Annotated in this window: 23 protein-coding genes; 21 read left to right on the plus strand and 2 right to left on the minus strand. The window is 48.5% G+C overall.

Annotated elements, in window-relative coordinates; all coding sequences use genetic code 11:
- Positions 1-4: 4 nt before the first annotated feature.
- The 7 genes from SOI44_RS02365 (at position 5) to SOI44_RS02395 (ending at position 6,123) form a co-directional block, all read left to right on the plus strand.
- Positions 5-964 (plus strand): DNA-directed RNA polymerase subunit alpha, encoded by a 960-nt coding sequence (locus SOI44_RS02365; RefSeq protein ID WP_331347636.1) that lies wholly within the window; start codon positions 5-7, stop codon positions 962-964.
- A gap of 15 nt (positions 965-979) precedes the next feature.
- Entirely contained in the window at positions 980-1,342 is a 363-nt protein-coding gene (gene rplQ / locus SOI44_RS02370; protein ID WP_331347637.1) for a 50S ribosomal protein L17, read from the plus strand.
- A gap of 62 nt (positions 1,343-1,404) precedes the next feature.
- Positions 1,405-2,502, plus strand: a complete 1,098-nt coding sequence (locus tag SOI44_RS02375) for an alkaline phosphatase family protein (RefSeq protein ID WP_331347638.1) — start codon at positions 1,405-1,407, stop codon at positions 2,500-2,502.
- A 14-nt stretch (positions 2,503-2,516) separates the two neighbouring features.
- Positions 2,517-3,725 carry a hypothetical protein gene (locus tag SOI44_RS02380; RefSeq protein ID WP_331347639.1) on the plus strand — a complete coding sequence of 403 codons (1,209 nt, stop codon included), beginning with the start codon at positions 2,517-2,519 and terminating at the stop codon, positions 3,723-3,725.
- Between the two features lie 16 nt (positions 3,726-3,741).
- On the plus strand, positions 3,742-4,014 hold the full coding sequence (locus SOI44_RS02385; RefSeq protein WP_331347640.1) for an ACT domain-containing protein: 273 nt from the start codon (positions 3,742-3,744) through the stop codon (positions 4,012-4,014).
- A 9-nt stretch (positions 4,015-4,023) separates the two neighbouring features.
- On the plus strand, positions 4,024-5,385 hold the full coding sequence (locus tag SOI44_RS02390; RefSeq protein ID WP_331347641.1) for a PFL family protein: 1,362 nt from the start codon (positions 4,024-4,026) through the stop codon (positions 5,383-5,385).
- Positions 5,386-5,397: 12 nt separating this feature from the next.
- Positions 5,398-6,123 carry an HAD family hydrolase gene (locus tag SOI44_RS02395; RefSeq protein WP_331347642.1) on the plus strand — a complete coding sequence of 242 codons (726 nt, stop codon included), beginning with the start codon at positions 5,398-5,400 and terminating at the stop codon, positions 6,121-6,123.
- Positions 6,124-6,158: 35 nt separating this feature from the next.
- Here SOI44_RS02395 and SOI44_RS02400 read toward each other — a convergent pair whose 3' ends face one another.
- Together SOI44_RS02400 and SOI44_RS02405 are read right to left on the minus strand one after the other, a co-directional pair.
- Positions 6,159-7,088, minus strand: a complete 930-nt coding sequence (locus SOI44_RS02400; RefSeq protein WP_331347643.1) for a DUF1848 domain-containing protein — start codon at positions 7,086-7,088, stop codon at positions 6,159-6,161.
- 1 nt (position 7,089) lies between these two features.
- Positions 7,090-7,614: a flavin reductase family protein gene (locus SOI44_RS02405; protein ID WP_331347644.1), complete on the minus strand. Its 525-nt coding sequence runs from the start codon at positions 7,612-7,614 to the stop codon at positions 7,090-7,092.
- A 283-nt stretch (positions 7,615-7,897) separates the two neighbouring features.
- Here SOI44_RS02405 and SOI44_RS02410 point away from each other — a divergent pair, with 283 nt between their 5' ends.
- The 14 genes from SOI44_RS02410 to SOI44_RS02475 all read left to right on the plus strand — a co-directional run bounded on the left by SOI44_RS02410 (position 7,898) and on the right by SOI44_RS02475 (position 24,656).
- A complete protein-coding gene (locus SOI44_RS02410) occupies positions 7,898-9,355 on the plus strand; it encodes an EAL domain-containing protein (RefSeq protein WP_331347645.1) in 1,458 nt (485 codons plus the stop codon).
- The gene (locus SOI44_RS02415) at positions 9,349-10,419 is read left to right on the plus strand and encodes a diguanylate cyclase domain-containing protein (RefSeq protein ID WP_331347646.1); all 1,071 of its coding nucleotides are present in this window, start codon (positions 9,349-9,351) and stop codon (positions 10,417-10,419) included. Before SOI44_RS02410 ends, SOI44_RS02415 begins: the two co-directional genes overlap by 7 nt.
- A 104-nt stretch (positions 10,420-10,523) precedes the next feature.
- Complete coding sequence (locus SOI44_RS02420; RefSeq protein WP_331347647.1) at positions 10,524-11,978, plus strand: sensor domain-containing diguanylate cyclase; 1,455 nt, start codon at positions 10,524-10,526, stop codon at positions 11,976-11,978.
- Complete coding sequence (locus tag SOI44_RS02425) at positions 11,968-13,230, plus strand: ABC transporter substrate-binding protein (protein WP_331347648.1); 1,263 nt, start codon at positions 11,968-11,970, stop codon at positions 13,228-13,230. The genes SOI44_RS02420 and SOI44_RS02425 overlap by 11 nt, the downstream gene beginning before the upstream one ends.
- Before the next feature lie 240 nt (positions 13,231-13,470).
- Positions 13,471-14,865: an AmmeMemoRadiSam system protein A gene (gene amrA / locus SOI44_RS02430; protein WP_331347649.1), complete on the plus strand. Its 1,395-nt coding sequence runs from the start codon at positions 13,471-13,473 to the stop codon at positions 14,863-14,865.
- Positions 14,858-15,682 carry an AmmeMemoRadiSam system radical SAM enzyme gene (gene amrS / locus SOI44_RS02435; RefSeq protein ID WP_331347650.1) on the plus strand — a complete coding sequence of 275 codons (825 nt, stop codon included), beginning with the start codon at positions 14,858-14,860 and terminating at the stop codon, positions 15,680-15,682. The genes amrA and amrS overlap by 8 nt, the downstream gene beginning before the upstream one ends.
- 97 nt (positions 15,683-15,779) lie before the next feature.
- Positions 15,780-16,049 (plus strand): type II toxin-antitoxin system RelB/DinJ family antitoxin, encoded by a 270-nt coding sequence (locus SOI44_RS02440; RefSeq protein ID WP_331347651.1) that lies wholly within the window; start codon positions 15,780-15,782, stop codon positions 16,047-16,049.
- A gap of 78 nt (positions 16,050-16,127) precedes the next feature.
- Positions 16,128-16,718: an O-methyltransferase gene (locus SOI44_RS02445; RefSeq protein ID WP_331347652.1), complete on the plus strand. Its 591-nt coding sequence runs from the start codon at positions 16,128-16,130 to the stop codon at positions 16,716-16,718.
- Complete coding sequence (locus SOI44_RS02450; protein ID WP_331347653.1) at positions 16,719-17,699, plus strand: peptidase; 981 nt, start codon at positions 16,719-16,721, stop codon at positions 17,697-17,699.
- Between the two features lie 21 nt (positions 17,700-17,720).
- Positions 17,721-18,302: a TetR-like C-terminal domain-containing protein gene (locus SOI44_RS02455; RefSeq protein WP_331347654.1), complete on the plus strand. Its 582-nt coding sequence runs from the start codon at positions 17,721-17,723 to the stop codon at positions 18,300-18,302.
- A 106-nt stretch (positions 18,303-18,408) separates the two neighbouring features.
- Complete coding sequence (locus SOI44_RS02460; protein ID WP_331347655.1) at positions 18,409-20,208, plus strand: oleate hydratase; 1,800 nt, start codon at positions 18,409-18,411, stop codon at positions 20,206-20,208.
- A gap of 80 nt (positions 20,209-20,288) precedes the next feature.
- On the plus strand, positions 20,289-22,199 hold the full coding sequence (locus tag SOI44_RS02465) for a hypothetical protein (RefSeq protein ID WP_331347656.1): 1,911 nt from the start codon (positions 20,289-20,291) through the stop codon (positions 22,197-22,199).
- On the plus strand, positions 22,196-22,789 hold the full coding sequence (locus SOI44_RS02470; protein ID WP_331347657.1) for a hypothetical protein: 594 nt from the start codon (positions 22,196-22,198) through the stop codon (positions 22,787-22,789). Before SOI44_RS02465 ends, SOI44_RS02470 begins: the two co-directional genes overlap by 4 nt.
- Positions 22,782-24,656 (plus strand): vWA domain-containing protein, encoded by a 1,875-nt coding sequence (locus SOI44_RS02475; protein ID WP_331347658.1) that lies wholly within the window; start codon positions 22,782-22,784, stop codon positions 24,654-24,656. The genes SOI44_RS02470 and SOI44_RS02475 overlap by 8 nt, the downstream gene beginning before the upstream one ends.
- Positions 24,657-24,667 lie beyond the last annotated feature (11 nt).

Consider the following 24,667-nt stretch of genomic DNA (forward strand, 5'->3'; position numbering starts at 1 on the left):
TTGCATGCAAAAGTTTGAACGCGCCGATTTTGAAGTACAGGAATACGTTGAATCCGAGAATTACGGAAAATTTGTTCTTTCTCCGCTGGAGAGAGGATTTGGTACGACGATCGGAAACGCACTTCGCAGAGTTCTGCTGTCCTCCCTGCCGGGAGCTGCGGTATTCTCAATCAAGGTTGATGGTGTGTACCACGAGTTCACAACCATCCCTGGTGTCAGAGAAGATGTATCCATGATCATTCTGCAGCTGAAGCAGCTGATCATGAAGATTGAAGATGATGAGGTTTATACACTGCAGATCTCTGCCAAGGGACCGTGCACTGTGACAGCAGGTGATATCATCTGCCCGGCACAGGTTGAGATTCTTAACAAGGACCTTGTCATTGCCCATCTGGAAGCTGGCACAAGCCTTGAGATGGAACTGAAGGCCAAGAATGGAAGAGGCTATGTGAGTGCCGACATCAACAAGCAGCTCAATGTCGGTTCTTCTCAGGGTATTGGAACTGTCTATACAGACTCCATTTATACACCAATTGAGAAGGTTGCCTACTCCGTTGATCCGGCCCGTGTTGGTCAGGATGTTAAATATGATGCTCTGACCATGGAAATCACAACCGATGGCTCAATCAATCCGCAGAAGGCACTTGCCATGGCTGCCAAGATCCTGATCGATCATCTGGATCTGATCGCTGGCATCAATGAAGATGTCATCTCCATGGAAGATGTTGTCAAGGAAGGCGGCCAGGAGTCGCCGAGCAAGGGTCAGCAGATGATGATCGAAGATCTGGATCTGTCTGTCCGTTCCTACAACTGCCTGAAGCGTGCCGGTATCCAGACCGTGGATGAGCTGACACAGAAGACCGAGGATGAAATGATGAGAGTCCGCAACCTCGGCAAGAAATCTTTGAAAGAGGTTAAGGATAAACTGGCTGAGCTCGGTCTTGGCTTCAAGTCCTTTGACTGATAGGAGGAATTTACAATGTGGAATCGTAAGTTTGGCCGCAATGCGGATCACCGCAAGGCTATGCTCAGAAATCTCGCAACTTCCGTGATCCTGTATGGTAAGGTCGAAACAACTGAAGCCAAGGCAAAGGATCTGCGTTCTGTTGTTGATGAGCTGATCACACTCGGCAAGAAGGGTGATCTGGCAGCCCGCAGAAAAGCTGCTTCCTATATCCGTGACGTTGTCGCAGATGAAGAGACAGGCAAGACTGTCCTGCAGAAGCTGTTTGATGAGGTAGCTCCGAAGTATGCTGACCGCAAGGGAGGCTATACACGTGTTGTCAAGACTGGCACACGCAAGGGCGACGCTGCTCCGATGGCTTATATCGAACTGATCTGAGTATTTACATCAAGATCTGTGCCTCTGCACAGGTCTTTTTCTTTTTGTGCTACACTTTGGCCATGGAAGAATACATCACCGATTACAAGACAGGATTATTACAGATCTCCAGTGCCCTGTTTCATTACTATGGGCTGTCATGTGAATACGAACAGGACAAGGATGTTTCTGCCTGGCTGACATCTCATGCGTTCCGATGCGTCATTGTCGTTCTAGTGGATGGCATGGGATCACGCATTCTGCAGAAATATGGCAGTGATCTGGCCATTACAAAACAGATGAAGAAGGAATGCATGACCGTCTTTCCGCCAACCACAAGTGCTGCCACGACATCACTGCTGACCGGGAAAAGCCCAGCTGAAAACGGCTGGCTTGGCTGGAACCAGTACTTCAGAGAACTGGATGATAATGTCATTCTGTTTCTGGATAAATCACAATATTCATCCCGAAAATATCACGGTTTTGTACAGAAGACACTGCCCGTCACAACCATTCTGGACAGGCTGAAAGAGAAGAACATTCCCTGTGATTCCATCTGGCCTTCCTTCGGCCATAACCCATGTGCTTCCCTCCATGAGCAGTGCCAGCTTGCCGCAAAACTGTCTCATCAGCCGGATCTTCGCTTTCTCTATGTCTATTGGGATGGCTTTGATTCCTGGCTCCATGAACATGGGCCTTCCCACCCTGATACACACCGGCAGCTTGCCATGATCAATGAGGATATTCTTATGCTCGAAAAGATGGTGGATGAGGATACCGGTGTGCTTGTGCTTGCCGACCATGGCCAGGTTGACTGCACGATCTATGAATTGCAGAAAGATGAGGAACTGATGGCCATGTTCCGCCATATGCCAGCCCTGGAAGCACGGGCATGTGCCTTCTATCTCAAGCCAGGACTGGAGGATGCGTTTGTGCACCTGTTTCATGAACGCTTTGGCGATAAGTTCCTGCTTCTGTCGAAAGATGAAATACTTTCCCGGGAAATTTTCGGGCCTGGTATTCCCCATCCCCGTCTGTCTGAATTTATCGGAGACTATCTTGCCATTGCCCGGACACCGCTTTGTCTTACGGCAAAAACAAGTCATTTCCATGGCCAGCATGCTGGTGCCATGGTGGATGAAGTGATGATACCGGTGATTCTGTCCGGGGAAAGTGTATAATGTTACGGATGAATATGAAAAGACAAATGCTGGCAGGATTGATCTGCCTGATGATGATTTTTACCGGATGTAAATCATCTGGTTCTGCGGCAGTTTCTTCTGCCTCAGCTTCTGCTTCTTCAAAAGTGAAAACAACGGCTATGAAGGGTGATGTCTATGACAGCTTTGTGTCGTCTGTGAATAACCGTGTGTCCGTTGACAATTACACAGTGGCTGTTTCGAATACCTATCAGATGACATACTCGGATGATACGATGGATGCCTATGATATGGATGGCGTGCTGCAGATGGCAGGAGATACTGCCACGATCAGCCAGAATATTGATTCCAATGGCCTGCGTTCTACATTCTCGGGTGACTGGTATGGGAACCGCCTGTATAACACATACAATGGCATTACGTACTATGAGGACATGGATGCAGATAAGCTGAAGACCTCTCTGCTGGTGCCGCTGGATCCGCTTGCCTTTGACCAAAGCATGATTGACAAGATCACCGGTACAACGGATGAGAATGGCAATGTGAGTTATACCATTACCATTACCCAGGATTCTTTGTCTTCCCTGTTTGAACAGCGCTATGACCAGTATGGCCTGAATCAGTATGACGGGCTGGAAGTCAAGGACGGTACGATTACTGATACCTTTGATTCGGATGGCCATTTCACCGGTGAGACTGTGCAGTTTGATACGGTTGTCACATTATCCGGCCAGGAAGTAGATACGCTGTACAAGTCACAGGTAACCTATACCCAGATTGGCACCACCTCTGTTTCCATCAGTGATGATAAGAAGTCGGAAGAAGCACAGTATGTGTCTTATCAGAACATTGATACTGACAGCATCCAGACCTTAAGTGATGATGACGACAGTGCGGAAAGCACGGTAACGGCTACTTTCCAAAAACGGCTGGTCGGCAGACTGAACTATACCGCCGATGGCAGTAAATACACGTCTACCTTCAATAATGGCAATGAGAGCTATATGATCGACTTTGATCAGCATATCTTTGAATATTCCAACCGTACCATTCATTACATCTACAACTGGGAAAGTGATACGGAAACGATGGGTGCCTGCACGGCAAACTTTACGGACAATACACAGTCCAGTGACTGCAAGGATTCTACCGTTGATACGATGAAACAGGTCAAGCAGTGGCTTGAAATGGAACTGTATTACTGTGGACTGACACTGGATGATCTGGTGGCAGAAAGCAAATAAATAACAGGAGGACAAGATGAGAGCTGTCATTTCAGTAGTTGGGAAGGACCATCCCGGTATTCTGGCTTTTGTAGCGCAGTACTGCGCGGAACGTGAGATCAACATCACCGATGTGACCCAGAAGGTGCTGCAGGATCTGTTTACGATGATCATGACGGTGGAAGTGCCATCTGATCAGGAAGGCAGATTTGACGAGCTTGTCAGTGACATTGAGGCAAAGGGAGATGCACAGGGATTGAAGATTCATCTGATGAATGAAGAAATCTTCCATGCCATGCATACCATCTGAGGAAGAGCCATGAGTGAACGCGGTGAGAAGATTTTAGAGACCATCCGCATGATTGATGAGGAGTGTCTCGATATTCGTACCATTACTATGGGCATTTCCCTGCTTGACTGTGCGGACAGTGACATTGACCGCTCCTGTGAGCGCATCATTGCCAAGATCACAAGCAAAGCAAAGAATCTGAAACAGACGGCAAAGGATATCAGTGCCCAGTATGGCATTCAGATTGTCAATACGCGCATCAGTGTTACCCCGATTGCACTGCTTGTTTCAGCCAGCGGCGGCGATCCCGTCAAGTATGCCAGAGCGCTGGATAAAGCCGGCAAGGAAGTCGGTGTTGACTTCATCGGCGGCTACAGTGCCCTTGTCCAGAAAGGCATGACCCCGGGTGATAAAGCATTGATCGAAAGTATTCCGGAGGCTCTGGCATCCACAGACATCGTCTGTTCCAGTGTCAACATCGGCTCCACCAAAGCCGGCATCAATATGGATGCCGTGGCATTGATGGGTAAAGTGGTGCGTGAATGCGCTGAAAAGACCGCAGACAACAACTGCTTCGGTGCTTCCAAACTCGTTGTTTTCTGCAATGCCGTTGAGGATAACCCCTTCATGGCAGGTGCCTTCCATGGTGTCAGTGAGCCTGACTGTGTCATCAATACCGGTGTTTCCGGCCCGGGTGTTGTCCGCATGGCCATCCGCAAGGCGGGCAAAGATGCTACCATGGATGAAATTGCCGAAGTGATCAAGAAGACCGCCTTCAAGATTACCAGAATGGGCCAGCTGGTTGGCACCGTTGCTTCAAAGCGACTTGGCGTGCCATTTGGCATCGTGGATCTTTCTCTTGCGCCGACCCCTGCCATCGGTGATTCTGTGGCACAGATTCTGGAAGAAATCGGTCTGGAAACATGCGGCGGACCGGGCACCACAGCCTGCCTTGCCATGTTAAATGATGCTGTTAAAAAGGGCGGTGTCATGGCCTCCAGTTCGGTTGGCGGCCTGTCAGGTGCCTTTATTCCGGTATCCGAGGACCAGGGCATGATTGCGGCGGCCCAAAAGGGCGTGCTCTCCATCGAAAAGCTGGAGGCAATGACAGCTGTATGTTCGGTTGGTCTGGATATGATTATTGTGCCAGGTGATACAACTGCTGAAACAATCTCAGCAATCATTGCGGATGAAGCTGCCATTGGCATGATCAACAACAAGACAACGGCCTGCCGTCTGATTCCGGCTATTGGCAAGAAAGCCGGGGAGACACTGAACTTCGGCGGTCTGATGGGCTATGGCCCGATCATGCCGGTGCGTACGGTAAAACCGGATGTCATGGTACACCGCGGCGGCCGTATTCCTTCACCGATTCACAGCTTGAAGAATTAATCAGGAGGCCGTATGAATACAGCAGCGTTCTTCGATATTGACGGTACGATCTACCGGGAAGCCTTGATTACAGAATTGTTCAAGAAGCTCATTACGCATGAAATCATCCATGGCTCAGCCTGGTACAACGATGTGCAGCCTGCCTTCAATGCCTGGGACAGAAGACAGGGTGAATATGATGATTATCTGCAGAGAATGGTCGAGATCTTCAAGGAAGCCATTGTCGGCATTTCCCATGAACATATTGATCTGATTGCAAAGCGGGTCATTGAACAGAAGGGTGACCGTGTGTATCAGTTTACCCGCAGTGAAATTGAGCGTCATAAGAAAGAGGGCCACAAGGTCATTGCCATCTCTGGTTCACCGTATGAGCTGGTGCGGGAAATGGCAGCCAGGCATGGCTTCGATGATTTCCGCGGCACGATCTATAAGACAGATGAGAATGGCAGATATACTGGTGAAGTGGTGCCAATGTGGGATGGTGTCTCTAAAAAGAAAGCCATGCTGGAACTGGCAGAGCAGTATGATCTGGATCTGTCCCAGTGCTGGTCCTATGGCGATACCAATGGCGATCTGACCATGTTTGAAAATACCGGCTATCCTACGGCAATCAATCCCACCAGAGAATTACTGCTGCATATCCAGCAGGAAAAGGATCTTGCCAGCAAGATGCGCGTCATTGTGGAACGCAAAGACGTCATCTATAACATCGATATCCAGTCATTACATCTTGCATAACAAAAATGCCATCTGATGATCAGGTGGCATTTCTTCTAGAACAATGATAACTGGCGGTTCACCCAGGATTTCTGGTCCACATCAATGATGATGTCATCTTTCTGATAGTTGCCAATCAGAAAGGGAGAATCCGGATCATGCTTTGCCATGTTGGCTTTCACGATATTGTTATCGTAGTTGGCATAGCAGTACAGGCAGCCATGCCCGCATGTATTGTACATACCGATATCATCCCCAAGCAGACATGTACACTGTGCTCTGGCAGCCGTTTTGCCTTTAGGCACAGTCAGATGACAGCCTGTGGCTTCTTCCAGTACCTGGCGTGTCATACAGCCATCGGTAATGATGCCATATTTCTGCAGTGACTGGCTTTCACAGCATGCCCGTATCGGGATGCCATGGGCGGAGGCGATGGCAGACATCCTTTCTGCAAGATATGCCTGCTGTTGGAATGAAACTTCCTGGACATCCGGGAAGTTTCGTTTTGTTTTGGCATAGAGATCAATGAAACTGATGACACAGAAGCTGATATAGCCTTGTAATTCATTACAGATTGTTTCAAAGGCACGCAGATGGTAATCGATGGCATACTTCTCAGTGATGAAGATGGGATCATAGCGCCATGATACAGCCTGTCTGCCAACGGCATTGGACAATGCCTGGATCTCTTTGATGATCAAATGCTTATCAGGCACATTGGGCTCGATATCTTTGCCATAGGACGTCAAGGTAACACCCCAGAACTGCCTGTACGCATCCAGTTCATGAATGCGTGACAGCATTGGTCCGGGGTTTTTGGTACAGAAGGAAAGGATATCTACAACATCAGGATTGATCTGATACCTTCTTACCTGCTTTGGATTGTAGGGATTCCTGGTACACACAAAACCTTCCTTCACCCGGTTGTAAAACCATTTGCTGTAAAAAGCCGGAATGTCAGTCCGGCTTCCGGTGTTGAGAATCATATTATTCCTGACTGTACACTTTCAGAATCTCGCCGATGTACATGGTGTGGAAATCACGCTGGGGATAGTTTGTATCGATGAGTTCTTTGTCTGTGAAGCATTCTTCCTGCAGATCCTGTACATAGATTTTGCGGCAGACAAAGATAAGATCAGCTTGCTGGAATGTGGTTGTGCCATCTGTGAACACTGGTGTCAGTCCTGCTTTTTCCAGCTTATTTTCATCTCTTCCAGAATGAGAGCCGATATAGCCAAGTGCTTTGCGGTACTGGGCAGGAAAATGATTCAGCGTAAACAGTTCCTCCTTGTCCACAAACTGTTTGGTATAGCGGCTTGGCCTTACATAGCAGATGGCAGTGGGCAGACAGCCGGGATGGCCATTGCGCTTCCAGATGGAGCCAAGCTGGCCCCATGCGACTGTCATGGCATTGTAACCATCTGCTTCATTGCCAGCGGCCAGGGCAAGCCAGTCCTTGCCAACCAGATCAAATGGATTCAGTTTCAGATCATGAATATTGAGCTCTTTCATCAGTGCCTCCTGTTGGATCTTCTGTCTGCATCATATCATCAAATTGAACAATATTGGTTTTTTGCATTTCACGATAGGCAGTTTCTTTCTGCAGATTCGCTATCAGACTGGATTTCTGCTATGATGCAGGTAACAGAGTTTGATTAGATAACAGACCTGGTTTCATGCATTGAATCAATTGCCGGCAGATGATCTGCAGTTTCAGAAGTGTAACATTGTTCAACTTCGACTATGCACGTCCATTGATCTGTTCCATCATAGTGCTGGTCTGAAGGAGGAGAGTATGAACGATATCAACAAAGAACTGCCGGATATGAAAGGCTATCTGCTGTCCCACTTCGAACAGGCAATGAATGAGGGCTGGATCAACATTTATTATCAGCCGGTTGTGCGCAGTATGACAGGCATGGTGTGCGGTGCCGAGGCCTTGTGCCGCTGGATTGATCCTGACTATGGCATGATCTCTCCCGGTGATCTGATTCCGGTTCTGGAAGAAAACGGCAGGATCTTTGATCTGGATCTGTATGTCATGGAATGTGTCTGCCGTGATTTCCATACCCTGATTGATAAGAAAGCAGAACAGATCATTCCGGTATCCATCAATCTATCCCGCCGTGATTTCCTGCATGATGATGTCGTGGAGAGAATTGAAAAGATTGCCAGCTGGTATCAGGTACCCCGTGAGCTGATTAACATCGAAATCACGGAGAGTGCCTTTATCCAGCAGTCTCTTCTTTCTTCCTGCATTACGAAATTCCATGCCCTTGGCTATCAGGTCTGGATGGATGATTTTGGTACGGCATATTCGACCCTTGGTGCCCTGAAGGATCTTGACTTTGATGAGCTGAAGATTGATATGAGCTTTCTGTCCACTGCATCAAAGAAAGCCAGAATCATTCTGGAAGATATTGTGCGCATGGCCAAGCGGATCGGCATTCAGACACTGGCTGAGGGTGTTGAGACAAAAGAACAGTATGAATTCCTGCGCCGGATCGGCTGTGAGAAGATTCAGGGCTTCTATTTTGGCAGGCCGATGGCGGGATCTGTGTTTGATGTGTTCTGTCACAGCCATGCCATGGGTCTCGAGCCGTTAAGCTGGAAGAAATACTATGATGACATTGGCCGCATTGACTATCAGACAGATACGACGCTGTGCGTGGTGGAGGATGATGGCCAGAGCATGCGGGTCGTGTTTATCAACGAGGCATATGAGAACGTGCTGAAGAAAGCAGGCATGAAGGATCTTTCGGCATGGTTTCATATCATCAATACACCGGATAATCTGATGCATGACTTTTACCGCCGTTTTGCCAATGAACAGCTGCGCAAACTGCCGGGTGTTCAGACCATTACCTTCCCATCCGGCAATCATTATCTGCAGCTGAGCGGATATGTGGCAGCGAGCTATGAAGACCATGATATCTATGCCATGCAGATCAGATACATCGATGTGGATACCAAGACGGAATTCCAGCAGAATGCGGACTACTTTGAAAATCTGTATTTCATCTGTGATGATATTGCTGTTTATGATCTTTCATCAATGACCATGTATGGCGTGAAATCTTCTCTTTCCGATCAACCCATTGGCACCGGTGATAAAAGCATATCTGCTTCTCAGGCAGTCTATGACTGGATTGCCGGATTTGTCTATCCGCCGGATCAGGACAGGGCAAAGGCCTTTTTGAATCTGGATACACTGTCTGAGAACGTCTGCAGGCAGATAAGCATAAGATGCTGAGCACAATGCTCAGGGTTCTGGATGAAGATGGACAGTTTGCCTGGAAAGAGGACATTTTCATGAATATTCCTTCTACCAATGGGCAGAAGGTTCTGAATGTCATGATTCCGGCTGGCCTGGATGAGCAGACGATTCAGCAGATTACCGATGAAAATATTGAACATGATGACGGCCGGGAAAATATTCAGGATGCCGTGAGCAAGGGCATCACCCGTTCGGTTCTCTGGCGCAATCAGGAGCTGTATGCTCACCCCAAATACTTCTGGAAGGACAATAACAGGCGGTTTGTCGGTGCGAGCCGGAGTTTCCTTGACTACTATGGTTTTTCTTCCGTGGATGATATTATTGGCAAAACAGATGAAGATATGCACTGGCATGTGCAGAAGGAACCGTTCCGTGATGATGAGCTGGATGTGATCCAGCATGGCAGAAGGGTATATCAGAAGATCGGCACGTGTATTGCCAAGGGTGTCCAGCATACCATTGTGGCCAATAAGATGCCGATTTATCTGGATGGGAAGATTATTGGCCTGATGGGCTGGTTCATTGATCAGGATGAGATTCTGCAGATGGCGGGCAAACTGGATCAGATTGAGACGGTGGATCCGGTTACCAGACTTGCCAATACAACTGGCTTCCTGTACAGCTTCCGTCTGTATCTGCGCCAGTTCTGGGAACATGATGAGCCGTTTGTACTCATGCATGTATCGATTCCGGAATATCAGCTGTTTCTGTATACCTATGGCCAGAAAGCAGGCGATGCAGTTCTGCAGGCCATTGGCCAGCAGTTATGTGAGGCGGCCGGACGTGAAAATGTGATCGGCCGCATTGCCGGTGCCCATTTCTTCTTACTGCTGCAGAATAAAAAGGAAGCAGACATTGCGCAGCTGACAGGTGAGATCCGCACAAGGATCTTTGGCCTGCGTGAGGTGGAAGGCTGGAAGTTTGCAGGGACTGCGGTGATTGACAGCACCATGATTGATGAAAAGAATACCAGCCGGGATACGTTTGCACGTGCTGTGTATGAAATGCTGAGTCATTTTGGCAAAGGTGACAAGGAATAGAAGAAGACAACAGCAGGTCTTTGTCTTGCCATCTATGTGGATTGTAATACCATTTATTCAGACAGGCAGCTTGATATTCTTGGGGGAGTGAATACAGCAGGAAGATGAATAAGAAAATCAGACAGATACAATTGGGTGAACTTGTTCTGTTTGCCGTGATCATGACGGCTTTGTCGTTTGTGGTGACGGGGATTCTTTTAAAGCGGACCAGTGATACGCTGCAGAACTATGTTTCCAATCTGGTGGCAGCAGACAGCCGGCAGCTGCAGTTGAATATTGAATCTTACCTGGATAAGGTGGAGAACACTGTTTCCCTGCTGTTTTCTGATGAGAAATACTATGCCTTTGATGCCAGTGATTCTTCTTTGAGCAAATATGACAAGATTCAGAGTGAGGACGAGATTGAGAAGGAAATTGTACGGCTTGGCCTGACAGAGAATTTTTCTGACTTTGGCATTGTGTATGCCAATGATGAAAATGTCGGCATGATTTCGGAAGTGACCAATGCCATGTTTCCAAATGGCGGCATGTACCAGGAGTTTGCGGATTCCATTACCCGTGAAAAGACGATGGATGGGTGGTCGTTTGGCCATCAGGGCAATGTGGACCGGCTGTACTATGCCAAGCGGCTGAATGATCATGCCATTGCTATTGTGTCATTCTATGGCAGAGAGCTGGAGACGGTCTTTGAACTGCCGGAACAGCTGCAGGATATGACCATCCGGCTGGTGGATGGAAACAACCAGATTCTGTATTCTTCCAATGACAGTGAGATTGGTGAAACGCTGGATCAAAGTATCTCTGATGTGATTGCCAGTATGGACAGCAGTGCTACAGTGCTTTCCGATAATACTCTGATTAACAGCAATACCTGCAGCAATGGCTGGCGGGTGGTATGTACAATGCCTCTGCAGACACTGATGAAGGATAATCATGCACTGCGTATCCGGATGATCTGGACGGTGGCAGGTGTTGCGGTGATAATGCTGGCAGCGGGTGTGCTGATTTATCTGCGGATGGGCAGATCCATGAATGGCATGGTCGATGATCTGTCTGACAAGGCAGCCCATGATCTGATGACGGACCTTTTGAACAAACAGACCTTTGAAGACATGGTATCCAGAGAACTTTCTTCCTATACAGGCAAGCAGGCCAATGTCTTTATGATGATGGATCTGGATCATTTCAAGCAGATCAATGATACGCTGGGCCATGCCTGCGGAGATGAAGTGATCCGGCAGACTGCTGTGATTCTGAAGGCGGTATTGCCCAAAGAGTACATGATTGGCCGTCTTGGCGGTGATGAATTTGCGGCCTTTGCGGCATATACAGATAAAAACAAAGAACAGGTGGAGCAGGAAGTGCATGCTTTGATGCAGGCATTGTATGATGCCTTTGCCAGAGAGTTTGCACATGAGAAGGGTGAGATCTCTTTCAGTGCCGGTGTAATTGTGGAAGGACCTGGTGAGTATTCCTTTGATGATCTGTACCGCAAGGCTGATCACAGTCTGTATGAGGCAAAGCAGAGTGGAAAGGGCAGAGCGTCGTATGATGACTGAAAGATGGCATAAATGGGTTGTCGCAGGAATAGTGGTCATTGCCATGGTATTGTCAGGCTGCGCAGGTACAAAGAAGACAGTCGTTGTAAGTAATGAAAATACTGTGCAGATTTCGATGTCCTGGTGGGGCAATGATGACCGTCATGCCTATACATTATCCGGACTGGAGCTCTTTCATGAACAGCATCCGGAGATTACGGTTTCCCATATGTATGGTGTGTGGGATGGCTTTGAACAGCGCAACAAGATTTACATGGCAAGCCATGAAGGCGCAGATGTCATGCAGATTAACTATAACTGGCTGGCAGAGTATTCACCGGATGGTGATGGCTACTATGATCTGAACAAGCTTGCTGATGTCGTTGATCTTTCCAACTTTTCCAAGGAAGATCTGGCCTTTGGTACGGTGGATGGAAAGCTGAATGCCCTGCCGATTGCCTATAATACGACGGCATTCTTCTATAACAAGACATTGTATGACCACTATGGCCTGTCCATTCCTTCTTCCTGGAATGACCTGTTTGCGGCAGCCAGAGTCATGAGCCAGGATGGCATTTATCCCCTTGGCCTGACCAAGAAACAGCTGATCCTTTCTCTGGCCGCATGGTACCAGCAGACCTATGGTGAGCCTTTGTTTGAGCAGGATGGTACTCTGCGTGCAGATGCGGATAAAATGAAAGCCATGCTTTCGTTCTATAAGAGCATGATTGATGAAAAAGTCATTCCGTCTGTAGATGAGTTTGATGCGACTTCGTTTGTTTCAGGCAAGACCGCAGGTGCGGGCTGCTGGAGTTCTGATGCCAGCCGGTATTGTGATGATCTTGCCGGAAATGGCAATGAGGTTGTGCTTGGTGAGATGCCTGGTCTCAATGGACCGGACACAACAGGCTGGCATATCAAGCCGGCCACGATGTTTGCCATCAATGTGTATACCGATCATCCGGTGGAAGCTGGTGAGCTGCTGAATTTCATGATGAATGATCCGGATATGGCAAAGCTGCAGGGCACGGAAAAGGGTGTGCCGGTCAGTCAGACTGCCTTGAAGACTCTGCAGGACAATCATATGATGGATAGCTATGAAGCCATGGCCGGAGATCAGATCACAAAGAATAAAGGCAGCCTTTCTGCCATGATTCCAGCCTTGGAAAACAGTAAGACCATTTCCACTTTCAAGAATGAAGCTGACAAGTATCTGTATGACAAGGAAGATCTTGATACTTGTGCAGGGAATCTTCTGGCTGTGCTGCAGTGAACTGGATGTATTTGCGTCAGAATGCATAATCATGCGGAATGGTTTAACGATCATTTTCAATTTTAAGCGTGTATTCCAGTTTCTTTGTAAGACAGTTGACGCACAGAAACGAATCTTGTAAGATTTAACCACATCAAAAAACCAATAGGTTTTTGTAAGACGGTTGCTGCTGGCAACGGTCTAGTTTTTTTATTTTCGGGCATCCTGGATATCGTATCTGCTGCTTTTAAACAGATTATAATGAGTCTGAAGGAAGGTGATGGCATGATTGTGGAAGGGTTTATGGTACCGCATCCGCCGATTGCTGTGCCTGAGGTTGGCCATGCGGAAACCAATAAGTGTAAAGCAACAATTGCCGGTTATCAGAAAGTGGCAGAGAGGATTGCAGAGATTGCACCGGATCTGATCATTCTTTCCAGTCCGCACGCAGTGCTGTACCGGGACTGGTTCAACGTTTCTGGTGGAGAGCGGGCCTATGGTGATCTGCATCGGTTTGGTGCCAATGTTGAGATGGAAGTATCGTATGATACAGAGTTTATTGATGCCTTGCAGAAGGTGAAGGATCCTGACTTTCCGTGCGGTACAGAGTATGACCGGGATGTATTCCTGGATCATGGCACGATTGTGCCGCTGTATTACATCAATCAGAAATATACCGGGTATAAGCTTGTGCGTCTGTCACTGTCCGGCTTCTCGCTGGCCATGCATTATGAGTTTGGCATGTATCTGGAGAAGGCGGCAGAAATGCTTGGCAGGAAAGCCGTCTTTGTGGCAAGCGGTGATCTTTCTCACTGCATGCCGGGATCCAGCTATGGCTGCCATCCGGAAGGCAGTGTGTATGATGATCGGATCATGAAGACGATGGCTTCGGGAAACTTTGGGGAACTGCTTGCCTATGATCCAAATTTCCTGGATGCAGCGATGGAGTGCGGCCACCGCAGCTTTACGATCATGGCTGGTGCTTTTGATGGCTATGATGTGTCGTGTGAGAAATGGTCGCATGAAGCACCGTTTGGCATTGGTTATGGCGTTGTGCATGTCAAACGGGAAGGTGCAGATGAAAACCGGCACTTTCTGAAGCAGTATCTGGCTGATCAGCAGGCAAAGGTAGAGGGTGAAAAGGCTAAGGAAGATGCCTTTGTATCGCTTGCCAGAAAGACCATTGAGACGTATGTCAGGGATGGAAAGGTATTGAAAGTGCATGAAGTGCCAGAAGAAATGAGCGGCAGAGCTGGTGTGTTTGTGTCACTGCATAAGGATGATATGTTACGGGGATGCATTGGCACTATTCTTCCTGTCAGAGAGAATATTGCCCAGGAGATTGTGCATAATGCGATTGAGGCATGTTCCAGAGATCCAAGGTTTACACCTGTAGAGGAAGAGGAACTGCCGTATCTGAGCATCAGTGTGGATGTATTAAGTAAGCCGGAATCCTGTGAGATGCACGATCTGGATGTGAAGAAGTATGGTGTGATTTGTTCTACCCGTGATGGCAGAAGAGGTCTGCTGCTGCCGGATCTGGATGGTGTGGACAGTGTGAAGCAGCAGGTACAGATTGCCTGTAAGAAGGGCGGCATTGATCCGGACAGTGATCATGTGCTGCTGCAGAGATTCACGGTGACACGCCATGTCTGAGATTGTATGTGATTACTGCATGCACCACTGCCATCTGATGGAAGGAAAGACAGGTTTCTGCCGGGCAAGAAGAAATGTCCATGGGCAGAATGTGTGTGATAACTATGGCAGGCTGACCGCCATTGCCATGGATCCTATTGAGAAAAAGCCTTTTGCGCGCTATTATCCCGGTTCTTTGATTCTGTCTGTTGGCTCCTATGGCTGCAATCTTGCCTGTCCGTTCTGCCAGAACAGTACGATTTCCATGGTGGATGAACATCATGTGGACTATCGAACAGTCATGCCGGATCAGCTGGCACAGATTGTCATGGCCCATCCGGAGAGTATCGGCCTTGCCTTTACGTACAATGAACCCTTGATCGGCTGGGAGTATATCCGTGATTGTGGCAGGATTCTGAAACCGCAGGGAAAGAAGATTGTGCTGGTGAGCAATGGCTGTATTTCACATGAAGTAATGGAAACACTGATGCCATATGTCGATGCGATGAATATTGATCTTAAAGGAGATGCACAGTTCTATCAGAAGGACCTGCATGGCAGCCTGGATCTGGTAAAACAGGCCATTGCCTATGTATATGACAAGTGTCATCTGGAAGTGACAACCCTTGTGATTCCCGGTAAAAATGACAGTAAAGCATTCATTGAGAAAGAGGCATCCTGGCTGGCATCTTTGTCCAAAGAGATTCCTCTGCATCTGAGCAGATACTTCCCAAGATATCATTATCAGCTGCCTGCTACGGATGTAGATCACATGAAGGAACTGCAGAAATGTGCACAGAAATACCTTTCATGGGTTTATCTTGGCAATGTGTGGTAAATGTATATAAAAGCAAATCACACATAAGAAACACATATTAAAGCCTTGAATAACACATTCATTATAGCTATTCTTTCTTTGATAGGAGGAATTGCGCATGACTGAAGATCATGAAATGACAAACTTTACCTTTAAGATTGACAGGAAAACAAGAGCTGCGTTTAATGCGCTGTGTGATGAGCTTGGGCTTACAATGTCTTCGGTTGTACTGGCAATGATCAGGCAGGCTGTACGTGATCAGCGCGTTGATTTTTCACTACGGGATGAGAATGGACTTACCCGGCAGGAATCAGATGAACTCATCAGGAGAATACAGGAAGCCAAAGAAGGAAAAATCGTATCACATCAATTGATTGAAGATGAATGATGTCTGTTAGCTTTCATGTATTTGATGGTCTGACGTTGGTCAGGCCTTTTTCTGTTAGTTTGGTATAATCTTGTGTGCATGGTGCAGAGATTCAAGGAAATACATGATCAGGCAAGGAAAGAACATGTGCCGGTGATGAAGGATGACGGCATGGTCTTTCTTTTAGCATGGCTGCGGGATCATTCACAGGTGCGGGATATTCTGGAAATTGGCACAGCCGTTGGTTTATCTGCGATGGAGATGGCCAATGTGCGGTGGGATATGACGGTGGATACACTGGAGGTTAATCCTTTGATGTATGCGCAGGCTGTCAGGAATGTGAAGGCTGCTGGCCTGAGTGAGAGGGTGCATTGTTATCTGTGTGACGGGGCAGAATTCTCCACAGAGAAAGTCTATGATCTTGTGTTTGTGGATGCGGCCAAGTCGCAATACCGGCGCTATCTGGAACATTTCTGGGTGAATACACGGCCTGGATCTTTCTTTGTGTTTGATAATCTGAACTTTCATGGCATGGTGGATGATGAGAGTCTGACCCATAACCGTTCTACGGTGCAGATGGTGCATAAGATCGGTGCTTTCCGTGCCCATCTTCTGGCGGATGAGCGCTTTGATACCACGTTTTATCAGGATGTTGGCGATGGTATTGCCATTGCGATGCGGAGGCAGTAAATGGAACATTTCAAAATGGTGCGCGGGGCACGCATTATCATGCGTGACTGGGTGAAAGTGCACCCTGGTGACAGGATCTGTCTTGTCACATCAGTGAAGCATTATGGTGAGGTGCGGCTGCTGCAGAATGCGGCTGAGGATCTTGGCGGGGTTGTCAGTATCCTGTTTGTCGAGCAGGAAGGCATCCATGTCGGGGATTACTTTGATCTGAATCCGCAGATCTTCCGTCCTTATGATGTCATTATCGGTGCCAGCGACTATTCAATCATTACCACAAAGGCAGCGGAGATTGCCGTATCATCCGGCAAGAAAATGCTGTCACTGCCATTGTCAGTAAATAACGGGGAATCCATGCTTGGCTTTGATTTCATTACCATGGATGTGGATGAAACGCGGATTCTGGCTGAAACGGCCATGGGCATGATCGGCCATCCTTCTTCGGTGCATATTACAACTGCCCTTGGTACGGATCTGACCTTTTCCATGGCAGGCCGGGATTTTACGTTTTTCAATGGCACATTCTGGCCGCATCATAACTTTTCTTCGGCATCTTTTGAAATCTGTATTCCAATTGTGGAAACGGCAACGGAAGGAACACTTGTGTGTGATGGCAGTTTTGGTTATATTGGCAAAGTAAAATCACCTGTGCGCATTCATTTCTCACATGGCCGCATTGATCGGATTGATGATAGTCCTGAGGGCAGAAGGCTTGCGGATTATATCGCTTCCTATCATGATGAACGCATGCTCGTGGGCGGTGAGCTTGGTATTGGCCTCAATGACAAGAGCCGCTGTGCAGGTGAATGCTATATCGAGGATGAAAGCACCTATGGCACCTTCCATATCGGCCTGGGCAGGAATATCGGCCTTGGCGGAAAGCAGAATGCCAGCGGGCATTTTGACCTTGTGACATGGCATCCGACAATTTCCTTTGATGACCGCATGGTCATGAAGGATGGCTGTATGCTGATGCCGGAATGATGCAGGAAAGGAGATGATGCAATGCGCAATCAGACAAAGATGATGATCCGGAAGGCGCTGCTTGACCGGCTGAACAAAGAACCGCTGAACAGGATCACAGTGCGTGCTCTGTGTGAAGACTGCGGCATCAATCACAATACGTTCTATTACTACTATGCCGATATCTATGCCATTATCCAGGAATATTTCCAGGAGAATATGGAGCAGGTCAAAGCAGCCTATGATGAGACCGCTTCCTGGGAAAAGTCATTCCTGGTGGCAGCCCAGCCGGCATTGGATAATCAGGTCGCATTGGATCATATTTACCATTCCATCCGCAAGGAGGATCTGGAGAACTATATTTACAATGTCAGCGGTGATATCATGATCCGCTTTGTCAACAGTATCAATCCTTCCCTTGATGCAAGGAAGGAAGACCGTCTGCTCATTGCGCATTTCTTCCGGTGTGCATTGACTTCGATTGTGCTGCACTGGATTGACGGCGGCATGAAGGAAAAGCCGGAATATATCATCAATCGGATCGGTTTTCTGATGGATGGTTCGATTGAGGAGGCACTGCGGCGTTCTGCCAATGAGAAAAAATTGAAGAATTCAGACAAATGATGAGAAGTCTCTGATTTTCAGAGACTTTGTTTTTTGTGTCTGAAGGCATCCGGTTTTGAAACCGATATCATACAGGTACAAACGATATGCAAACAAGGAGGTCAAGATGGACTATCATATCAAATCAAAAGATCCAAGACTGCATTTCTTCTCTGGTGACTATGATGCATTGATTCACACCCGCAAGCCGAAGGGAATTGATGACAAGCGGGCATATCTGATCGGTACCGGTATCGGTGCTCTGGCTTCGGGCTGCTTCCTGGTCCGTGATGCCCACATGGATGGCTCCAAGATCACATTCCTGGAACAGTTGGACATTCCGGGCGGCTGTCTGGATGGCAAAGTCATCTCCAACATCGGCTATGTTGCAAGAGGCGGCCGTGAAATGGGCCACCACTTCGAAGTTCTGTGGGATCTGTTCCACTCTCTGCCGTCTGTTGAAGATCCGAATGTGTCTGTGCTGGATCATCTGTATTACATCAACAAGGATGATCCTAACTTCTCCAACTGCCGTATTACTACCGACTGCGGCAAGCGTTATGACAATGGCAAGTTCAACCTCGGTCAGAAGAATGCCATGGAGCTGGCAAACTTCCTGATGATGAGTGATGAATCCCTGCAGGATAAGTCCATTGAGGAAATCTTCTCTGATGACCTGCTGCATTCTGATTTCTGGTGCTACTGGCGGACAATGTTTGCCTTTGAGAACTGGCACAGTGCCCTTGAGATGAAGCTGTATATGAACCGCTTTATCCACCATGTCGGCGGCCTGGCAGACCTTTCTGCCCTGCAGTTCTGCCGCCGTGACCAGTTCACAGACTTTGTCACACCGATGATCAACTACCTCAAGGCTGCCGGCTGCAACTTCCGCTATGGCGTGACGGTAACCAATGTGGAGTTTGAGATTACCGATACAAAGAAGGCAGCCAGAAAGATTGTTGCCCATGACAAGGATGGCAATGACTGCAGCATTGATCTGACTGACAATGATCTGTGCTTCATTACCAATGGTTCCATGACTGAGTCTTCTTCCTATGGCTCTACCGATAAGCCGGCACCGTGGGATCCGAAGCTGGGAGGCTGCTGGGAGATGTGGAAGAACATTGCCAAACAGTCTGATGAGTTCGGTCATCCGGACAAGTTCTGCGGCAATCCCCAGAAGTCCAAGTGGGAGAGCTGCACGATCACGGTTTCTGATCCGCGCATTGTCAAGCTGGTTGAGAATATTACCAAGCGTTCTCCATATGGCGGACATATCTGCACCGGCGGTATTGTGACGGCCAAGGATTCCGGCTGGCTGATGAGCTGGACGATCAACCGTCAGGAACAGTACTATGGCCAGCCTGAGAAGGACTTTGAGGTCTGGGTTTATGGATTGTTCGTTGATACACCAGGCAACTACATCAAGAAGTCCATGCAGGAGAGCACCGGCCGTGAGATTACCGAAGAGTGGCTGTACCACATCGGTGCACCGGTGGATCAGATTCCGGAGCTGGCGGATACCTGCCATGCCATTCCGGTCATGATGCCGTTTATCACAAGTATGTTCATGCCGCGTGCCTTCGGTGACCGTCCGTATGTTGTACCGAAGAATGCTGTGAACTTTGCCTTCCTTGGCCAGTTTGCCGAGACACTGGATGAGCCGGGCCGTGATACCGTATTTACGATTGAATATTCTGGACGTACCGCGATGGAAGCTGTCTACATTCTGGCAGGTGTGGAAAGAGCGGTGCCGGAAGTATTTGCCAGCCGCTATGATATCCGCTATCTGCTGAATGCGGCCAGCGAGATGCTGGATGGTGAGAAGCCTGAGATCAAGATGCCGCTGCTGGTGAGAAAGCAGATTGAGAAGAAGATCAAGGGAACGGATATTGAGCTGATGCTCAAGGAATATCACATTATCTGAGTTTGATTGCGCCGGCTGCTGTAGGATCGCACTTGTCTTTCGCAGCCGGTGCTTTCTTGTTTTTATGAAGGAGAATGATCATGGAAAAACTGTCAGTGCTGGAAGAAAGAAGAAGAGCATGTCTGCGGACGGGTGAAAAGGATGAGACAGCACTTGGAAAGGAATATGCAGACTATGTCCGCCAGCAGCAGAAGGACGCTGCCAACCGGCTGGATGAGATTGCTATGGAGCAGGCATATGAGCAGCTGCTGCTGTTGATGGAACAGGAGAACTCCCGTACATCCAGTGTCAATGGGATCCGCCGCTCTACCTCTGACAGCCGCCGGCATGCCAGCCGTCTGCTTGGCTTGAAGAAGCAGAAGGAAGCTATGGCTGCTATTGATCCGGATGCGTTCTATGTCATGTATTCCCGTCAGGTTCTGCAGGACATTGCGGATGAAAGAGATGGGCGGCTGGTCAAGGTGCCATATCTGCAGCGGGCCATGAAGCAGATCTCTGATTCTTTGTCAGCAGGCATTCCGGTGTATCTTGTCGGCCATCTTGGCAGCGGCAAGACCCAGCTTGCCCTGGAAGCCAGTCAGGATGCCATGCACCGCCGCACGCTGTATGCAGAGCTGTCAAAAGCATTGTCCGCATGGCGCAGAGAACATCCTGGTGCTTCCCGGAATGAAGAACTGAGCTGGTTTGGGTCGGTGTATCCGGATCTTTTGAAACAGGTGATGGAAACACCATGCCATCCGTACTTTATTTCCGGCTCACACAATCTGACGGCACAGGATATGTTTGCAGAGAAGACACTGAAGCTGGCCCATGCCGGTTCAAAGGAATCGTATGGTGATCAGCTGAACAGTCTTCTGCAGGACTTTGAGCAGTTTCTGGAGGCAAACAAGGAACGGCTTGATGTGATGAATCCGCAGCAGCAGATGGAGCTGATGTTAGCGGGATGGAAGACGTATTCCAGCATGTATATCAATGAAAACAGCGGGTTTGGCACGGTTGTGGAAAAGGTGGAAAAAGAGGTGCTGAAGGCATTGAAGGAAGGAAAGCCGATCATTATTGATGAGATCAATACGATTGCGATGCCCAACCTGATTGCTTTGAATGATATTCTGCAGCATCATGCCGGTCAGTCTGCCTACATTACCGGCATTGGCACAGTGAAGATTGCGGATGGATTCTGTCTGATCGGCACTGGCAATCTGTCCACAGGTACCGTGTCCTATGAGGGTACCAATGTGCTCAATCCGGCCTTTCAGTCGCGGTTTACAACCATTGCCTATAACTATGTGCCTCAGAGTACAGAAGGCACCCTGGCCCAGCAGAAGAATCCTGGTGAGAATGAGCTTTTCCGGCTGATCATTGAGCATCTTTGCAATGATGATGGCAGCCTGGATCTGCCGGATCCTTCCATCAGTGTGGACGCACTGTGGCGGTTTGCCCAGCTTGCCCGTACATCCCAGCTGATCTTTGAAGGCAGAAGTTCTGCCAGTGAGAATGGTGATGTACCGGTGCTCAATGAGGCTGTTCTGTCCATCCGCAGTATCATCCATGTACTGGATACATGGAACTTCGGGGAAGAGATGGATCTGTCTATGGCACTGTGGTATGGCTTCCTTTCTTCTGTGACAAACAACGATGACCGCAATCTGCTGCTGTCACTGGCAGTGCGCTATGGCTTCTTTTCGGAAAATGAGGGCTGGAAAGTACCGGCAAGGGCAAAGGGTGAGGCTGGCCTTACCCTGGAAGAGATTCGGGTACTGCCTTACAGCCATGAGATCCTCAGTCTGGAACATCTGTCCCGTCAGGATGTTGTTACCCTGCTGTTTGGCAAAGGACCAGAGCGGAAATCTCTGCCGGATTCTCTTTCCAGTCAGATTGAGATTGACAAAGATGTGGACATGCAGGCAAAGGATCTGATGGCACAGGATTCCAGGATCCGCGATCTGGAACATGGGGCTGCCGTTCTGGACAGTCTGGATCAGGGAAAATGACACCTGCAGAGCTGAAACAGCAGATTGTTTCTGTGCGAAAGAAGCTGAATGCAGAGATGAGAACCGGCATTCAGGATCCTTCTTTGAAAAAGCAGCTGGATCTGTTGTGTGAGCAGGAAAACCAGCTGCTGGAACAGGCACTGCCTTACTATCGGCGCAAAGCATTGATGACGCGGGATCTGAAACCAGAAAAAGAAGTGGTCGTGAAGGATCTTTCTCATCTGAAGGAGTGTGATCTGGATCCATCTGTGTATGCTTTGTGTAAGAAGCTGCGTGACAGTGAACTGGAGGAGATCAAGGATCCGCCGGCTGCGGTGCCTGAGTGCCATGGGAATGTGATCATGACTCTGCAGAATGATCAGGTGTGCTTTGTGTTTACGGATGAGGGCAGTGTATATCTGCAGGAGAAGAATCTTGGCACATGGCAGTGCCGTCCTGCACCGCTGTTTTGTGATGTGCTGTGTGACAATGGTGTATTAGAGAGTGATTCTTCCTGTCTGGTACGGAATCTGGATGGCGGGGTGGACAGGCTTTGCTATGCAAGAGTGGATACGGTGGAGCAGCTGATGAGTGTGAATCTGTATGAGTGAGATGCCAAAGGAAAAATGTGAGGCACTGTTAGCAGAAGAAGAGCGGATGTTAACGGCGTTTTCTGGTGATCAGAGACTGATGTATGAAGTGTCTGAAACGCAGGAAACGTTTGTGCTTCTTCCTGAGCAGCAGAAGGTGATTGTGCCTCTGGCTTTCTTTCAGGAAAACGGCCTGGATGAAAGTGCGCTTTTGTATCATCTGTATAGTACGCTGGCTCTGTATCCGGATGAACAGAAATATCCTTCCTTGTATCTGAAGCGGACAGAGCGCTTTGAAAAGGAATGTGAAGAGATTACTTCATGCTATCTGCAGAAAGTATCTTCGTTTGGCCTGCAGGATGATCCCGGGTATGCGCCATCAATTGTGTATGCCAGTGTGCAGAATGCCCTTTCTGCTTTTCTGGATGTGGTGGATGTGTGGACATCTGATCTTCTTGTGCAGATGAAGGCGCCGGTGTACCGTGAGGCTGCCATGAAGAAAAAGATCGGGAAGATGCTGCTGTTGGAAGGCAGTTTTCCTGAGGAAAACAGTGATGTGCGCACCCATGAGGATCTTGGCGGGGCTTTGTTACAGGTGGAATATTATGGGACTGACAGTATCCAGAATCCGCAATTAAAAGGTTATCTGCAGGATACTGTGCTTGGCATGGAGCGCTATGCGTTTCTGCGCCATTCCGTTTTACAGATTCAGCTGGATCAGCAGGGCATTCAGGCACGGGATGATCTTTTTCAGACGTTTCTTTTACCGGGGTGGGTCATGCTTTTCAAGGGTGATATCAGCCGGATGAAACTGGCGAAGACGGCTTCACACAGTGAACAAAGTACGCCGCAGAAATCTGCTAAGAAAGTGCATGGTCCTGCCATGCAGGCAGAGGATAAAAAGGCCATGTTAAAGCAGCTGGAATCCCATCAGATGAAGAAGTCGGCGGCCGCAAAGACACATGGGCAGAGAGAGCTGGAAGCGTTTGGCGTACAGTCAGATGATATTTCCTTGTTTACGCATTATGAGCGTAAAGTGCAGCCGGCGCGGGCAAAGATGAAGCAGTTCTGGCAGAAGCTGTTTGGTGAGGCTGGCAGACAGATCAGTGTGAGGCAGACCGGACAGAGCAAAGGCTATCTGGATGTGGATGAGCTGATTGTGTCATGGTGTGATTTTGTGGAGGCTCAGCAGAAACAGAATTATAAGGATCTGCGTATTTTTGCCAATGATCTGCTGGTGTCTGTGCCTAAGGTTCTGCCGCAGTATCTGGATATTTCTTTTGTGATTGACAATTCGGGATCGATGCGTTCCGGTAAGCTGGAAAGTGCCCGGGAGGCACTGGCGATTGTATTGCTGTCACTGCAGGATTTTCAGCAGTTTCTGGATGCCAATGCGGCGAAAACCCATCAGCAGACGAAGGTGCAGATTGAAACGTGGCTGTTTGGTTCAGGGAGCCATCGGGTGATGTCTTTTGATGATGCCGGCTTCAAGAAGAAAGCAGATACGATGCTGTCTGTTACCCGTCTGCGCGGGGATGGGGGCTCTACGGATGATGGTGCCTGCCTGCAGGAAGTATTGAAGCAGATCACACCGATACAGGAACGGGAGATTGCTGGTGGAAATCGGATCCGGCTGCTGTTTGAAGTGACGGATGGTGCTTCTTCGTTTCCTGGTTCTGCGAAAAAGACAGTGGAGAAGTTAAAGAAAAAGGGCGTGGAGATTCAGGCTATTGAGATTGGTCCGGATGATCCGGAGGCACGCAGAATCTTTGACTTTATCTTTGGTGATCATGGTACTTTCCTTGGCACAAAGGCGGATGATCTTCCTACTGTGCTGATGGGAGCTGTGGCAAAGCAGATGGTATCCATCTTTCGCCGTACAAAATGAAAAAGCCATGC

Source organism: Lactimicrobium sp. (assembly GCF_036453465.1).
Taxonomy (GTDB): Bacteria; Bacillota_I; Bacilli_A; order Erysipelotrichales; family Erysipelotrichaceae; genus Bulleidia.

Coding starts and splice junctions, on each gene's coding strand:
- SOI44_RS02375 (WP_331347638.1), top strand. CDS start 1,405: ATGGAAGAATACATCACCGATTACAAGACAGGATTATTACAGATCTCC.
- SOI44_RS02445 (WP_331347652.1), top strand. CDS start 16,128: ATGGTGCAGAGATTCAAGGAAATACATGATCAGGCAAGGAAAGAACAT.
- amrS (WP_331347650.1), top strand. CDS start 14,858: ATGTCTGAGATTGTATGTGATTACTGCATGCACCACTGCCATCTGATG.
- SOI44_RS02385 (WP_331347640.1), top strand. CDS start 3,742: ATGAGAGCTGTCATTTCAGTAGTTGGGAAGGACCATCCCGGTATTCTG.
- SOI44_RS02420 (WP_331347647.1), top strand. CDS start 10,524: ATGAATAAGAAAATCAGACAGATACAATTGGGTGAACTTGTTCTGTTT.
- SOI44_RS02410 (WP_331347645.1), top strand. CDS start 7,898: ATGAACGATATCAACAAAGAACTGCCGGATATGAAAGGCTATCTGCTG.
- SOI44_RS02425 (WP_331347648.1), top strand. CDS start 11,968: ATGATGACTGAAAGATGGCATAAATGGGTTGTCGCAGGAATAGTGGTC.
- SOI44_RS02390 (WP_331347641.1), top strand. CDS start 4,024: ATGAGTGAACGCGGTGAGAAGATTTTAGAGACCATCCGCATGATTGAT.
- SOI44_RS02400 (WP_331347643.1), bottom strand. CDS start 7,088: ATGATTCTCAACACCGGAAGCCGGACTGACATTCCGGCTTTTTACAGC.
- SOI44_RS02450 (WP_331347653.1), top strand. CDS start 16,719: ATGGAACATTTCAAAATGGTGCGCGGGGCACGCATTATCATGCGTGAC.
- SOI44_RS02415 (WP_331347646.1), top strand. CDS start 9,349: ATGCTGAGCACAATGCTCAGGGTTCTGGATGAAGATGGACAGTTTGCC.
- SOI44_RS02460 (WP_331347655.1), top strand. CDS start 18,409: ATGGACTATCATATCAAATCAAAAGATCCAAGACTGCATTTCTTCTCT.
- SOI44_RS02465 (WP_331347656.1), top strand. CDS start 20,289: ATGGAAAAACTGTCAGTGCTGGAAGAAAGAAGAAGAGCATGTCTGCGG.
- SOI44_RS02365 (WP_331347636.1), top strand. CDS start 5: ATGCAAAAGTTTGAACGCGCCGATTTTGAAGTACAGGAATACGTTGAA.
- SOI44_RS02380 (WP_331347639.1), top strand. CDS start 2,517: ATGAAAAGACAAATGCTGGCAGGATTGATCTGCCTGATGATGATTTTT.
- SOI44_RS02395 (WP_331347642.1), top strand. CDS start 5,398: ATGAATACAGCAGCGTTCTTCGATATTGACGGTACGATCTACCGGGAA.
- SOI44_RS02440 (WP_331347651.1), top strand. CDS start 15,780: ATGACTGAAGATCATGAAATGACAAACTTTACCTTTAAGATTGACAGG.
- SOI44_RS02470 (WP_331347657.1), top strand. CDS start 22,196: ATGACACCTGCAGAGCTGAAACAGCAGATTGTTTCTGTGCGAAAGAAG.
- SOI44_RS02405 (WP_331347644.1), bottom strand. CDS start 7,614: ATGAAAGAGCTCAATATTCATGATCTGAAACTGAATCCATTTGATCTG.
- rplQ (WP_331347637.1), top strand. CDS start 980: ATGTGGAATCGTAAGTTTGGCCGCAATGCGGATCACCGCAAGGCTATG.
- SOI44_RS02455 (WP_331347654.1), top strand. CDS start 17,721: ATGCGCAATCAGACAAAGATGATGATCCGGAAGGCGCTGCTTGACCGG.
- amrA (WP_331347649.1), top strand. CDS start 13,471: ATGAGTCTGAAGGAAGGTGATGGCATGATTGTGGAAGGGTTTATGGTA.
- SOI44_RS02475 (WP_331347658.1), top strand. CDS start 22,782: ATGAGTGAGATGCCAAAGGAAAAATGTGAGGCACTGTTAGCAGAAGAA.